15 protein-coding genes are annotated in these 13,858 nt (G+C 71.5%); 8 read left to right on the top strand and 7 right to left on the bottom strand.

The annotated features are described in order from the left end of the window. Positions 1–45 precede the first annotated feature (45 nt). From MQE23_RS25260 to tgmC, 5 genes are all read left to right on the top strand, one after another. A complete protein-coding gene (locus tag MQE23_RS25260) occupies positions 46–603 on the top strand; it encodes a hypothetical protein (protein ID WP_243380370.1) in 558 nt (185 codons plus the stop codon). After that, complete coding sequence (locus MQE23_RS25255) at positions 593–967, top strand: hypothetical protein (protein WP_243380369.1); 375 nt, start codon at positions 593–595, stop codon at positions 965–967. Before MQE23_RS25260 ends, MQE23_RS25255 begins: the two co-directional genes overlap by 11 nt. Positions 968–1,071: 104 nt before the next feature. Next, positions 1,072–1,368: a putative ATP-grasp-modified RiPP gene (tgmA, locus tag MQE23_RS25250; protein WP_020272174.1), complete on the top strand. Its 297-nt coding sequence runs from the start codon at positions 1,072–1,074 to the stop codon at positions 1,366–1,368. Then, on the top strand, positions 1,365–2,312 hold the full coding sequence (tgmB, locus tag MQE23_RS25245; RefSeq protein WP_243380367.1) for an ATP-grasp ribosomal peptide maturase: 948 nt from the start codon (positions 1,365–1,367) through the stop codon (positions 2,310–2,312). Before tgmA ends, tgmB begins: the two co-directional genes overlap by 4 nt. After that, a complete protein-coding gene (gene tgmC, locus MQE23_RS25240) occupies positions 2,309–3,427 on the top strand; it encodes an ATP-grasp peptide maturase system methyltransferase (protein ID WP_243380366.1) in 1,119 nt (372 codons plus the stop codon). Before tgmB ends, tgmC begins: the two co-directional genes overlap by 4 nt. Positions 3,428–3,449: 22 nt before the next feature. Here tgmC and MQE23_RS25235 read toward each other — a convergent pair whose 3' ends face one another. Beyond that, positions 3,450–3,815, bottom strand: a complete 366-nt coding sequence (locus tag MQE23_RS25235; RefSeq protein WP_020272177.1) for a nuclear transport factor 2 family protein — start codon at positions 3,813–3,815, stop codon at positions 3,450–3,452. A gap of 121 nt (positions 3,816–3,936) precedes the next feature. Between MQE23_RS25235 and MQE23_RS25230 the strand changes: the two genes are divergently transcribed. Then, complete coding sequence (locus MQE23_RS25230) at positions 3,937–4,827, top strand: LysR family transcriptional regulator (protein ID WP_243380364.1); 891 nt, start codon at positions 3,937–3,939, stop codon at positions 4,825–4,827. A gap of 21 nt (positions 4,828–4,848) precedes the next feature. On the opposite strand, the gene MQE23_RS25225 is transcribed toward MQE23_RS25230, so the two are convergent. Beyond that, a complete protein-coding gene (locus MQE23_RS25225) occupies positions 4,849–6,165 on the bottom strand; it encodes an MFS transporter (protein WP_037668791.1) in 1,317 nt (438 codons plus the stop codon). A 71-nt stretch (positions 6,166–6,236) separates the two neighbouring features. Here MQE23_RS25225 and MQE23_RS25220 point away from each other — a divergent pair, with 71 nt between their 5' ends. Then, complete coding sequence (locus MQE23_RS25220) at positions 6,237–7,271, top strand: helix-turn-helix domain-containing protein (protein WP_243380362.1); 1,035 nt, start codon at positions 6,237–6,239, stop codon at positions 7,269–7,271. Here the strand turns inward: MQE23_RS25220 and MQE23_RS25215 are convergent. From MQE23_RS25215 to MQE23_RS25205, 3 genes are all read right to left on the bottom strand, one after another. Further along, a complete protein-coding gene (locus MQE23_RS25215) occupies positions 7,261–8,310 on the bottom strand; it encodes a Zn-dependent alcohol dehydrogenase (protein WP_243380361.1) in 1,050 nt (349 codons plus the stop codon). The two genes, MQE23_RS25220 and MQE23_RS25215, sit on opposite strands and share 11 nt — an antisense overlap. After that, positions 8,310–9,458, bottom strand: coding sequence for an acyl-CoA dehydrogenase family protein (locus tag MQE23_RS25210; RefSeq protein ID WP_020272182.1), 1,149 nt, complete (start codon positions 9,456–9,458; stop codon positions 8,310–8,312). The genes MQE23_RS25215 and MQE23_RS25210 overlap by 1 nt, the downstream gene beginning before the upstream one ends. Positions 9,459–9,572: 114 nt before the next feature. After that, positions 9,573–10,490, bottom strand: coding sequence for an SDR family oxidoreductase (locus MQE23_RS25205; protein ID WP_020272183.1), 918 nt, complete (start codon positions 10,488–10,490; stop codon positions 9,573–9,575). A gap of 105 nt (positions 10,491–10,595) precedes the next feature. Here MQE23_RS25205 and MQE23_RS25200 point away from each other — a divergent pair, with 105 nt between their 5' ends. Continuing rightward, a complete protein-coding gene (locus tag MQE23_RS25200) occupies positions 10,596–11,522 on the top strand; it encodes a cyclase family protein (RefSeq protein ID WP_020272184.1) in 927 nt (308 codons plus the stop codon). 529 nt (positions 11,523–12,051) lie between these two features. Here MQE23_RS25200 and MQE23_RS25195 read toward each other — a convergent pair. Then, positions 12,052–12,531 (bottom strand): ATP-binding protein, encoded by a 480-nt coding sequence (locus MQE23_RS25195; protein WP_020272185.1) that lies wholly within the window; start codon positions 12,529–12,531, stop codon positions 12,052–12,054. Positions 12,532–12,974: 443 nt separating this feature from the next. Next, positions 12,975–13,856, bottom strand: a complete 882-nt coding sequence (locus MQE23_RS25190) for an acyl-CoA dehydrogenase family protein (protein ID WP_037668793.1) — start codon at positions 13,854–13,856, stop codon at positions 12,975–12,977. Positions 13,857–13,858: the final 2 nt, after the last annotated feature.

Genomic DNA, 13,858 nt, shown 5'->3' with positions numbered 1-13,858 from the left:
CCCGTTGGACTGCCGGGGCATGGACGACCGTGAGGAGTCGCCACCATGCGCGAGTCTCAGCAACTCGCCCCCGGTTCTGATGACTTGGAGGAACATCCAGCGCCTGCCGCTGCGGCGGACCATGAGCGTGCGGTCTTGGTCGAGGACTGGTTACTGGCCGCAGCTCCCGACGTCCAACAGGCACGGTGGGAATGGAGCGAGGGCGGGTTGACCCTCCTTCGCTGCGGCGAGTTGCTCACCGCCATCCGCTTGCCCGGGACCCTCGTCCGAACTGCTGCCGCGAGCAGCGACCCGACCGAGGTGGGCACCTATCTGGCCGAGGTCCTCGACGGCGGCCCCGTCATCGCCTCGCGCGGCCGCTACTACCCCCTGGTGCTCCCGAGCGCGGGCGTGGCCTGGCAGCACCCGGACGCCGAGTGTCTGGCATGGGGCACTTGGCTGGGAGTTCCGCCCGTCACAGAGACAAACTGCCACAACCCCATGGCGTACTGGGCTGTCCCGATGCGAAGGCCGGGCGAGCTGTGTGACGCCGAGGCCGTCTTGCATCTCGTTCGGCTCGCCCAGCATCGGCATTCAGGGCAGGAGACCGGCGATGGGAATTAGCCATGCGTCGCCGTTCAACGCAGACGAAATCCGACGACGATGCGAGGAAGCGCTGTGGGGGCCCAGTGGTCCGCTAGCTGAACAGCGGGCCCTTCTCCAGGAGATGGAGGGCTATGTACGGCTTCTGGCGCCCAAGCTCGCAAAGCTCATGCCGCGGATGCCGGACAACATGCAGGGCACAGCGCGCATCGTCCTGAGGTATTCGGACGAACTCCTCGGCGATGAGGCGCCGTCGACTGATCTGGCGACGCGGTTGCACGACGCCGCCGTGAACGCGCGGGCACTGCTAGGCCTGCTTGAAAGGCCCGGTGAGCTCGCGCCCGAAACTGAGGGATCGGACCAAAACCCGGCACGCAGCACATAGCGCAGCCTCACTGACCCCGGCGCCGGGCCCACGTCCCCCTGTCGGTCTCGGCGCCCCATCACCGCGACTAGGCGGATTCGACCACTGCGACACAGAGGAGAAGCATGTTCGTTCACTCCGACCGTCTGCCCACGAGCCCGGCGATCCCGCAGGGACTCAGCACACCCCGCCCGTGGGGCATCGGCCGCATGGCGCCCTACCCCACCATCGCCCCCGACTACGCCCGCGCCGAGCTGGACCCCGCCACCCAGACCGCCGTGTTCTACGACGGGGCCGGCCAGGTCATGGAGATGGGCAAGCACAACACGTCCACCGGCACCAGCCCGTCGACCGGCACCAGCCCGGACGGTGGCAACCAGGGCGCGACGGACACCGACACGAGCGCCGACAGCGACCAGTGAGTGATCCGCGTCCGGTGTTGGTCGTCACCAGCCTGCACGACCCCACCTCCGACGTGGTGATCAGCGAGCTGCACGACCGGGACATCCCGGTCGTGCGGCTCGACTCGGGGGACTTCCCCGCATCACTGTCGGTGGAGGCAGAGATCACCGAACACGGCCTGAGAGGCCGCCTCCTCACCCCCAGCCGCACCGCGGACCTGGCCCACATCCGCGCCCTCTACTACCGTCGGCCGACCGGATTCAGCTTTCCGCACCTCGACGAGCAGGACGCCCGGTTCGCCGTCACCCAGGCCCGGTACGGGCTCGGGGGAGTCCTGGCCTCGCTGCCGGGTTGTCTCTACGTCAACCACCCGCACCGCATCGGGGACGCCGAGTTCAAACCGGCCGGGCTGACTGCGGCCGCGGCCGCGGGGTTCCTGGTCCCGCCCACCCTCATCACCTCCAGCCCCGACGCTGCCCGGGAGTTCATCAAGCAGCACGGCTCGGTCATCTACAAGCCGCTGCACAACCCGGTCTATCGAGTCGACGGCGTCTCGTCCGTCGTCAAGGTCGCCGAGGTGTCCGCAACGGACATCGATGACGACGTAGCGGGCACGGCGCACCTCTTCCAGGAGCGGATCCCCAAGGTCGCCGACGTCCGGGTGACCGTCATCGGCGCAGACGTGTTCTGCGTCCGTATCGACTCCGACCTCCTCGACTGGCGCACCGACTACAGCCGGCTGACCTACACCCCTGTGGAAGCACCACCGGGGATCCGGCCGGCGCTCCACGGCTACATGAACCGCTTCCGCCTGGTCTTCGGAGCTTTCGACTTCTGCGTGGGCGAGGACGGCCGATGGTGGTTCCTGGAATGCAACCCGTCCGGCCAGTGGTACTGGCTGGAAACCGAAACGGGTCTGCCCATGCGCGCAGCCCTGGCGACACTTCTGGAGAGGAAGACGTGACCGATCAAGCACAGCTCCACCAGCAGCTCCTCGACAGTTCGACGGCGGCCGGCTGCCTGCGCACGGAGTCCTGGAAGCGCGCCGCCGCGGCAGTCCCCCGGCACGAATTCCTGCGCGGCGGTTTCTTCCGGCGCGCGATCGGCACGGACTTCACCGCGTGGGAGCCCGTACGGGAAGGCGACGCAGGCTGGCTGGAGGGCTGCTACGCGGACGAGACGCTGGTGACCCAGATCGCCGGCACGATCGTGCCGGAAGACATCCGCGGCCGGATCACACGCGAACCGACCAGCTCCAGCACATTGCCCTCTCTCGTGCTGCGCATGCTGGAGGACCTCCAGGTCGAGGACGGGCACAAGGTGCTGGAGATCGGCACCGGTACCGGTTACTCGACCGCCGTGCTCTGCGCCCGGCTCGGCGCAGGGAACGTCACCTCGATCGAGTACGACCCGCACGTGGCGGCGCGGGCCCGGACAGCGCTCGGCCACCTCGGGACATACCCCACACTCGTCACCGGCGACGGCCTCCTCGGCCACGGCGCGGGGGCGCCGTACGACAGGATCATCGCCACATGCGGCGTACGCACCGTGCCCGAGGCATGGATCGAACAGACCCGGCCCGGTGGCCTGATCCTGGTGACCGTCGGCGGTTGGCTCGGCTCCTCGGAGCTCGCGCGCCTGACGGTCCACGAGGACGGTACGGCGTCCGGCCCGCTGCTGGGCGGCGGGGTGAACTTCATGCTCGCGCGGCCGGAGCTGCCGCCGCCGCTCGGCCTGCTCCCCAACCTCGACGAGGGCAAAGAGCGGGAGACCGTCACCGGGGCCGACATGCGGAACAACTGGACGAGCCGCTTCGTCGTGCAGCTCGCCGTACCTGGTGCCCAGCGCCTGAACCTGGAACGGGACGGGCACACCGAGGACGTGCTCGTCGACACTGCGTCCGGCTCATGGGCCGCCGTATATGAGGACGGCGGTCAGTGGCTCGTCCGCCAAGGCGGGCCAGACTCTCTCTGGGACGCCGTGGAGGAGCTGTTCGGCCGGTGGCGCGCCGCCGGTGCACCACCGCTGGAGCAGTTCACCGTCCATGTCACCCCGGAGGGCCAGACGATCCGCTGGTGATCCGTCCTGCCGGTCCCGCCCTTCACCGGTCGGGCGCGACGAACTCGGGCTGGTCGAGCAGGCGCAGCCAGCTTCCGTCAGGCTGGCGCCGGACCACCTGTGCCCGGGCGCCGGCCCCGTCCTTCGGCGGGGTCGAGGTGAGGGCGATGTCGCCGCTGACCAGAGTCGGCAGTGGTTGTTCCGGCTCGAAGCGGGGGCGGCCCGCCAGCACCTTTTCCCACAGCACACGGATCGCCTCCCGGCCCACCGTCTGCTCGCCGGGCGGGTAGGCCAGCACCGCGTCCTCTTCGTAAAGCGCGGCGACCCCGGCCGCGTCACCGGCGTTGGAGCGCTCGACGAACAAGCGGGTGATGTCTTCGGGTCGCATGGCCTTCTCGTACTCCGGCACGGGTACCTCCTGACGTCGGGCTTCGGTGCTTCGGTGCTTCGGTGCTTCGGTGCTTCCAGCCTGGTCGGCCGCCGACCAGAAGTCCAACAGATGGTTCTTCTGGAAACTAGAATTGCCAGTCATGGAAATGAGGCAGCTGGAGTACTTCGTCGCAGTCGCCGAAGAGCAGAACTTCACGCGAGCGGCCGAGCGCGTGCACATCAGCCAGTCCGGTGTCAGCGCTCAGATCCGCCGGCTGGAACGCGAACTCGGCGCCGAGCTGTTCCACCGGTCGGCGCGCACCGCCACCCTCACTGTCGCGGGCAAGGCCGCGCTCGAACACGCCCGCGCCGCGCTCGCCGCAGCCGAAGCGGTCGGCCAGGCGGTGGGTGAGGTCACCGACCTGATCCGGGGCCGGCTCACGGTCGGGATGGTCATCGGCTGCACCGTCACGCCGCTGTTCGACGCCCTCGCCGCCTTCCACCGGGCCCATCCGGGTGTGGAGATCTCCCTGCTGGAGGACAACTCCGACCGGCTCGTCGAGGGCGTACGCGCCGGCACCATCGACCTGGCTCTCATCGGGACGGCGACCGCCACCCCGGACGGGCTGGACGCGCTGACCATCATCAGCGAGCGGCTCGTCACCGCGGTTCCGGCCGGGCACCCCTTGGCGGAACAGCGGCGGGTCACTCTGCGCGACCTGACCGCCCACCCCCTCGTGTGCATGCCTCCCGGTACGGGACTGCGCGCGGTGTTCGACCATGCCTGCGCCGCGCAGAGCCTCCAACCCGCGATCGCACTGCAGGCCAGCTCCGCGGATGCCATTGCCGACCTCGCCGCCCGCGGGCTCGGCGTCGCCGTCCTCAGCGAGTCGATGGCCGCGAACCACCGCGACCGGCTCACCGCCCGCACCATCGACGACGTCGAGACGTCAGCGTTGCTCGCCCTGGTCTGGAAGAGCCCGCACAGCCCCGCCCTGCGTGAGTTGCTCCTGCACAGCCGCCAGGCATTCACGGAGCCCGACCCCACGTAAGCGAGGCTCGAGAGCCCGCTCTCAGGCCATGGCCTCCACCCCCGCCCCCCGCCGCCGGATCACCAACGCCATCAACGCCGCCACCGCACACAACGCCCCCGACGCGTACCAGACCACGTCGTACGACCCGAACGTGTCGCGGGCGACGCCGCCGAGGAAGGCGACCAGGGCCGCGCCGACCTGGTGGGAGGCGAGGACCCAGCCGAAGACGATCGCGCTGTCCTCGCCGTACTGCTCGCGGCACAGGGCGAGGGTGGGCGGGACGGTGGCGACCCAGTCGAGGCCGTAGAAGACGATGAAGAAGATCATCGGGGGCTGGACGCTGGGTGTGACCAGGAGCAGGGGCAGGAAGAGGAGGGAGACGCCCCGCAGGGAGTAGTAGACGGCGAGCAGGCGCCGGGCTTCGAAGCGGTCGGTGAACCAGCCGGAGGCGATCGTGCCGACGACGTCGAAGACACCGATGACCGCGAGCAGCGAGGCGGCGGTCGTCAGGGGCATGCCGTGGTCGTGGGCGGCGGGCACGAAGTGGGTCTGGATCAGGCCGTTCGTCGAGGCGCCGCAGATCGCGAAGGTGCCGGCGAGCAGCCAGAACGGGCCGGTGCGCGCGGCCGAGAACAGGACGGTCACGGCCCGGCGGGCGGCGCCCGGGACCGGTGCGGGCTTCGGCACGAACTCGGTCGCGCCGTACGGCTTCTGGCCCACGTCCGCGGGGTGGTCGCGCAGCAGGAGCCAGACGAACGGGACGACCGCGAGGGCGGCGAGCGCGACCGTCACGGCCGCCGGGCGCCAGTCGTGCCGCTCGACGATCCAGGACAGCAGGGGCAGGAAGATCAGCTGTCCGGAGGCGGACGCGGCGGTGAGGATGCCGCTGACCAGGCCGCGCCGCTCGGTGAACCAGCGGTTGGTGACGGTCGCCGCGAAGGCCAGCGCCATGGAGCCGGAGCCCAGGCCGACCAGCAGGCCCCAGCACAGCATCAGTTGCCAGGCCGCCGTCATCCACACCGTGAGACCCGAGCCGAGCGCGATGACCGTCAGGGCGACCGCGACGACCCGGCGGATGCCGAAGCGGTCCATCAGGGCCGCCGCGAACGGCGCCGTCAGACCGTACAGCGCGAGATTGACCGAGACGGCGGCGCCGATGGTGCCGCGCGACCAGTCGAACTCGTCGTGCAAGGGATCGATGAGCAGGCCCGGCACGGAACGGAAGGCGGCCGCGCCGATGATGGTCACGAAGGTGACGGCGGCGACGAACCAGGCCCGGTGCACACGGATACGGCTGCCGCGGCCCGGCTTCGGCGGCTGCCGTGCGACTGCTGCGGCTTCGCTTGTCTGGGTCACGACATAGAGCTTCCGGCCTGCGACAGGCTCCATCGAGTGGCCCGGAGGACATCATTCGCTAGGATCGGGCCATGACATCGGCCACCCCGTCCCACCCCGACCTGGCCGCCGACTTCCGTCCCCACCGCGTGGTCGTCCTCGCCCTCGACGGGCTGCTCCCCTTCGAACTGGGCATCCCGCACCGCATCTTCGGCCGCCCCAAGGACGCCCTGGGACGGCGCCTGTACGAGGTCGTGACCTGCTCGGTCCGGCCGCCGGGCCCGGTCGAGACGGACGCCGACTTCGCCATCCACGTCGCGCACGGCCCCGAGGCGCTGGCCGAGGCCGACACGGTGGTCGTCCCGGCGTCGTACGAACTCGGCCCGGTCTACGACGAGGGTGTGCTGACCGACGAACTGGCCGCGGCCCTCGCCCGCCTCCGGCCCGGCACCCGGCTGGCCTCCATCTGCACCGGCGTCTACGTCCTCGCCGCCGCCGGTCTCCTCGACGGCCGCCCCGCCACCACCCACTGGGCCGACGCCGCGCGCCTCCAGCGGCTCTTCCCCAGGGTCGAGGTCGACCCGGACGTGCTGTTCATCGACGACGGCGACGTGCTGACCTCCGCGGGCGTCGCGGCCGGCATCGACCTGTGCCTGCACATGGTCCGCCGGGACCACGGCGCCGCCGTCGCCAACGACGTGGCCCGCCGTACGGTCGTACCGCCGCACCGCGACGGCGGTCAGGCGCAGTACATCGAGCGGCCGGTGCCCGATCCGCAGCAGGCCTCCACCACCACCGCCCGCGCCTGGGCCCTGGGCCGTCTCCACGAGCCGATCCAGCTGCGCGACATGGCCGCCCAGGAGGCCATGTCGGTCCGCACGTTCACCCGCCGCTTCCGCGAGGAGACCGGCGTCAGCCCCGGCCAGTGGCTCACCCAGCAGCGCGTGGAACGGGCCCGGCACCTGCTGGAGACCACCGACCGGTCCGTCGACCAGGTGGCCCGCGACGCGGGCTTCGGTACGGCCCAGTCGATGCGCCAGCACCTCCAGGCGGCGCTCGGTGTCACGCCCACGGCCTACCGTCGGACCTTCCGGACCGCCAGGGACAAGGGGGCCGTCAGAACGTGAGCACCCCGCGCGCCACCCGCCCCGCCTCCGCGTCCGCCGCCGCCTTCTCGAAGTCCTCGACCGGGTAGGTCCGGGTGACGAGTTCGTCGAGCAGCAGCCGGCCCTGGCGGTACAGCTCGGCGTACAGGGCGATGTCCCGCTGGGGGCGGGAGGAGCCGTAGCGGCAGCCCAGGATGGACTTGTCGAGGTACATCGACGAGACGCGGAAGGACGCCTCGGCCGTGGCCGGCGGCACCCCGAGGAGGACCGCCTGGCCGTGCCGGTCCAGTGCGTCGATCGCCTGGCGGATCAGCTCCACCCGGCCGACGCACTCGAAGGCGTGGTCCGCGCCCGTGGGCAGGATGTCCCGCACGCCCTCCGTCGAGGTGAGGAAGTCCGTAGCGCCGAAGCGGCGTGCCACCTCCTCCTTCGCCGGGTTGGCGTCGACGGCCACGATCCGCAGGGCGCCCGCGAGCCGCGCCCCCTGCAGCACGTTCAGGCCGATGCCGCCCGCCCCGATCACCAGGACACTGTCGCCGCGGTCCACCCGCGCCCGGTTCAGCACGGCGCCCACCCCCGTCAGCACCCCGCATCCGATGAGCGCCGCCGACGCCATGGGGACGTCCTCGGGGATCCGGACCGCCTGTACGGCCTTCACGACCGTGCGCTCCGCGAACGCCGAGTTCGCGGCGAACTGGTGGACCGGCAGACCGGCGTGACGGAACGGCCGGCCCGGACGGCCGATCGCCTGCCGGCACATCGTCGGGCGCCCCCGGTCGCACTCCGCGCACGTACCGCAGTTCGCGAGCGTGGACAGGGCCACATGGTCACCGGGCGCCACATGTGTGACGCCACCACCCACCGCCTCCACGACCCCGGCACCCTCATGGCCCAGCACCACAGGAACCGGGAACGGTATGGTCCCGTCCACCACCGACAGATCGCTGTGACACAGCCCCGCCGCCGAGATCGCGACCCGCACCTCACCCGGCCCCGGCTCCCGTACCTCCAGATCCGTGACGACCCGGACCTGCTTCCCGTCGAAGATCACGCCTCGCATCACGCGGCTCCTTTGGGCTCCCTGGGCAGGCCGAGCACCCGCTCGGCGATGATCGTGCGCTGGATCTGGTCCGAGCCGCCGTAGATCGTGTCGGCCCGGGAGAAGAGGAAGAGGTGCTGCGCCGCGTCCAGTTCGTACGGCGACGCCACCGACCAGTCCGCCGGACCGGTGCTCGCCGCGGCGCCCCGCACCAGCACCGCCAGCTCCCCGAGCCGCTGGTGCCAGCCGGCCCACAGCAGCTTGGCCACGCTCGGGGCACCCGCATCGCCCGAACCGCCCAGGGTGCGCAGGGCGTTCCAGCGCATGGTGCGCAGCTCGGCCCACTGCCGTACGAGCCGTTCCCGTACGACGGGATCCGCCGCCGCGCCCGACTCCACGGCCGCCCGCACCACGCTGCCCAGCTCCTCGGCGAAGCCGATCTGCTGCGCCAGCGTGGACACGCCCCGCTCGAAACCGAGAAGACTCATGGCGACGCGCCAGCCGTTGCCCGCACCGCCGACGACTTGCTCCGCGCGCGCCCCGTCGAAGAAGACCTCGTTGAAGTCGCTGGTCCCCGTCAGCTGCCGGATGGGGCGGACCTCGATCCGGCCCGGCTGGTCCATGGGGACGAGGAGGAAGGTCAGTCCGTGGTGCCGCTGCGAGCCGGGCTCGGTGCGGGCGAGCACGAAGCACCAGTCCGCCTCGTGCGCGAGTGACGTCCAGATCTTCTGCCCCGTGACGCGGTAGGTACGGCCGTCCGCCTCGCGCACGGCCGCGGTACGGACACCGGCCAGGTCCGAGCCGGCGCCGGGTTCGCTGTAGCCCTGGCACCAGAGTTCCTCACCGGCGGCGATGGGCGGCAGGAAGCGGGACTTCTGCTCCTCGGTGCCGTGTGCGAGGAGCGTGGGGGCCAGGAGGTTCTCGCCGATGTGCCCGGAACGCGGGAGCGCGCCCGACCGCGCGTACTCCTCGGCCCAGACGACCTGTTGGGTGAGCGTGGCGGTGCGATTGCCGTACCCGCCCGCACCCCACCCGATCCCGATCCAGCCGGCTGCCCCGAGGGTGCGCTCCCAGGAGCGTCGGTCGCTCGCCCCCTCGGCGTGTGCGGCGAGCCAGTCCCTGGCCTCGCCCCGAAAGTCCTCGTCTTCACGCGCGAACTCGAAATCCACGGTTGCCGCCTTGGTTCGATGACTGGGCTTGAGATGAGGCCCCTAAGGGGCGCGGGGAACTGCGCGACAAGCCCCCACGCACCTGCAGCCGCCGTACAACCGCCACCCCCCGAGCTACTGGGCGTTCGGCCGCTCCCCTTCCCGCGCCGCCCGCTCCATCTCCCGCACCCGTTCCAGCATCGGCATCGGATCCACCCCCACCGACCCCGGCAACGCCTCCGCGATCCGCTCCGGCGTCCACGCACCGCCCTCGGCGTACACGGCCCGCAACTCCTTCGGCTGCGCCCACACCGCGATCTTCGCCCCGGCGGCGGTATACACCTGCCCCGTGATCCCCTGTCGACAGGCCTCGTCGGACAGCAGATACACCACCAGCGCGGCGACATCCTCCGGCTCCCCGATCTCCGCCAGTTCCATCGGCACACCCGCCGACATCCGTGTACGCGCGACCGGCGCCACCGCGTTCGCGGTCACCCCGTACTTGTGCAGCCCCAGCGCGGCGCTCCGCACGAGCGAGATGATCCCGCCCTTGGCCGCGCTGTAGTTGGCCTGCGACACCGACCCCTGGTGGTTGCCGCTGGTGAAGCCGATCAGCGTGCCGGCGCGCTGCCCCCGCATCACCGCCGAGGCGGCCCGGAACACGGTGAACGTGCCCTTCAGATGTGTCGCGACGACCGGGTCCCACTCCTCCTCGGTCATGTTGAACAGCATCCGCTCCCGGAGGATCCCGGCCACGCAGACCACCCCGTCGAGCCGTCCGTACGACGACAGCGCCACGTCGACGACCCGCTGCCCGCCCGCCATCGTGGAGATGTCGTCGGCGACGGCGACCGCGTCCCCGCCCGCCGCCTCGATCTCCTTGACCACGGCCTCGGCGACCGCACTGGTCGGGGAGGCGCCGTCGACCGCCACGCCGTAGTCGTTGACGACGACCTTCGCTCCCTCGGCCGCCGCCGCGAGCGCGACCGCCCGGCCGATGCCCCGGCCGGCGCCGGTGACGGCGACGACCTTGCCTGCCAAGAAGTTCCCCACGCCCGGCCCCTTCCCGTCCCACGGTTTCTGACGGATCGTTAGGTTTCGCGGACTCCAGATTCTACGACCCGTCAGATACGGGAACACAAGCCCCGGGGAGGACTCATGTCGCTGCCGGACGCGTTCCACGACATCGCCAAGCGCGTGAACAACTGGGGGCGTTGGGGAGCCGCAGACGAGCTCGGCACGCTGAACCTGATCACCGACGAGGTCGTCCGGGAGGCCGCGGCGACGGTCCGCACCGGTCGCCGGATCCCGCTCGCGCTGCCCCTCACGCGCGACGGCGTCCAGACGGGGATGATCCCGGGGCGGATCGACCCGCTGCACGTCATGGTGCAGATCAACCAGGAGCTCTTCGGCCCGGGCACCGTCGCGTGCAGCGACGACGCCGTGACCATGGGACTCCAGGCGGCCACCCACTGGGACGCGCTGCCGCACGTCTCGCACTCGGGCAGGCTCTACAACGGCCGCCCCGCGCACTCCATCACCCCGCACGACGGTGCCGAGTTCAGCGGCATCGACAAAGTCCGGCACCTCGTCTCGCGCGGAGTGCTGCTCGACGTCGCCCGGGCCCGGGGCACGGAACGGCTCGACGGCGGGCACGCCGTCACGCCCGAGGACCTGGACGCGGCCGAGGAGCTGGCCGGTACGCGCGTGCGGGCCGGCGACATCGCGCTCGTACGGACGGGACAGGTCCAGCTCTGTCTGGCCGGGGACCGGCACGGGTACGCGTATCCGTCGCCGGGGCTGTCGATCCGGACGCCGGAGTGGTTCCACGCGCGCGATGTCGCGGCGGTCGCCAACGACACCCTCACCTTCGAGGTGTTCCCGCCCGAGGTCGAGGATCTGTGGCTGCCGGTGCACGCCCTCCACCTTGTGGAGATGGGGATGCCGCAGGGCCAGAACTGGGATCTCGAAAAGTTGTCCACAGCCTGTGGAGAAACGGGCCGCTACGCGTTCCTGCTGGCGGCGACACCTGAGCCGTTCACCGGGGCGACCGGCTCTCCCGTGGCCCCGGTCGCCGTCCTGTAGGCCGGCACACCAGGCCCACACACCACGCCGACACGCCGGGCCGGCGCACCTGGCCGCCCCCCCCCAAGCCGCCGGCCAGGCCGCCGCCCCCACCTGAAGCTGGATGGCGGCGCCGCGCTGCTCGCCCCGAGCACGGCAGCGCGCGCCGCCACCCGACTCCGGCGCTCCCGCCCCGGCTCCCGTGGCCCTGACAGGGAGCCGACGCCGAATCACGACTCACACTCGCCGAGGGCCGCCGTCGCAGGCCCTCGCCGTCCCCTCACGGCGAATCGCTGCCCACAAGCGTGAGCAAACGGTCACCACCCGTCAACACCCGTCCGGTGATTTGTTGCTTTTGCGGCCTTTACCATGGGCGCGCACGGAAGCACATCCCGGCGCATCGCCGCATGCCATGACGAAAGCGGCGGACCCGCCGTGCGACCGTGCCCCGGCCCCGCCGCAACACCGCGCGGCATGTGCCGCCGTACACCACACCTCGTCCGCCACGCGGTCGGCAGTCACGCAACAGGGCGCCCGGAGGACCCCGGCCCTACACCGCCTCGTACGCCAATCCCTCCACGGCGGCCCCGCCGCCGTACGCCACCGCGCCGCCCCCGCACGCCGCCGCGACCTCGGGGGACTTCGAACACCGGTCCAGTTCGCACCAGATGCGCTTGCCGGTGCTCTCGACGCTCCAGCCCCAGCGGTCGGCGAGACCGTCGACGAGGGCGAGACCCCGGCCGCCGGTCGCGTCGTCGTCCGCACACCGGGGTACGGGCGCCCGGCCGCTGCGGTCGGCGACCTCCAGCCGGACGGTGGCCTCCTCCGTCACCGCGTGCGGCAGGGACAGTCGCAGTACGGCGGGCCGGCCCGTGTGCACCACGGCGTTGGTGACCAGCTCGGAGACGAGCAGGATCAGTGTCTCGGCGAGCGGCTCGTCGGCCTGTATGCCCGACCCGACCAGGCGGGAGCGGGCCCACCGCCGGGCCCGCCCCACCTCTGCGGGGTCGGGCCGGATCTCCAGCTGCACTTGAAGCACCTGCACCGCTCACACCATCCGAACCGGCGGACACTTAGGCTCGCGCCTCACGAGGGCCACGATCGTAGCCATTTTCTGCATGGCCAGAACAACGGCCGGGACAAGGATCACGGAACGTGAATCCCTTGTGGGACAGCATGGTTGACGTACAGTCACCCCAACAAGCGCTTCGGGCATATTCCAGCGCGAAGGAGTACCCGTGCGGCATACTGTGCGACGCTCGCTGCAGGGAGTCGAACAGGCGGCGCCACGGGGTCGTACCGCGCTCAGAACCACTCGCATCTCACACAAGGTACCGGAGCCCGCAGTCGACTCCGGGCCGTGACGAGTCACTCCGAGGACACAAGCCGATATCAACGCTCCGTGATCACGGGATGCCACGATCCGCGACATCTCCGCGGGCATATTCGGTGACACCGCAGCCAGGCGGCCTATCAGGCCGCTCCGGTCGCCAGAGCGGCCGCGAGAGCCTCCTCACTCTCCGTGATTCCGCCCGCACGCTGGGTTCGAACCCATGCGCGTTTGAGATGGAGATGGACCTCGGACTCCCAGGTGAAGCCCATGCCGCCGTGCACCTGGAGACAGTCGCGGGCGCCGCGCACGGCGGCTTCGTCGGCGAGCAGCCGGGCGGCGGCGATGTCGACCGGGTCGGCGGTGACGGCCGCCGCGTACACCGCCGCGCGGGCCGTCTCCGACCGGACCAGCATCCCGGCGCACAGGTGTGCCACCGCCTGGAAGCTCCCGACGGGCCGTCCGAACTGTTCGCGCGCCCGGGCGTGTTGCACCGCCAGTTCGCAGACGCGGGCGGCCGTGCCGAGCTGCTCGGCGGCGGTGAGGAGGACGGCGACGGGATCCGGTTGCGCTGCCGTGCCGCCGGGCACGCGGTGCAGGGGCGTCAGCGGGTCGAGGGAGCGCATCGGCACGGCGCCGGTGGCGTCACCGCGTACGACGTCGGCCTGCGCCGGCCACTCCACGAGCCCGCCGTCCACGGCCGTGACGACCGTCTCCCCGGTGGCGGCTCCCGGCACCGCACCGGCGGCGAGATGGGTGGCGGCCAACGGCCCCGGCAGCAGCACCCGCCCCGCCTCCTCGAACACCAACACCGCCTCCGGCAGCCCGAGTCCCACCCCGCCCTCCGCCTCCGGCAGCCGCAGCGCGAAGAACCCGGCGTCGCCGAGGGCCCGCCACAGCTCCCGGTCGAGCCGCGCGGGCCCCTCGGCGGCGGCCCGCAGTGCCGCCCCGTCGAAGTGCCGCGCCAGCAGCTGCCGCATGCCGTCCCGCAACGCCCGCTGGTCGTCCGTCAACCGGAAGCGCACGG

Origin of the sequence: Streptomyces sp. HP-A2021, from assembly GCF_022807935.1 — a bacterium.
Lineage (GTDB): Bacteria > Actinomycetota > Actinomycetes > Streptomycetales > Streptomycetaceae > Streptomyces > Streptomyces afghaniensis.
The sequence above is the reverse complement of the archived record's forward strand: the minus strand, read 5'-3'. Positions and strand labels throughout refer to the sequence as shown.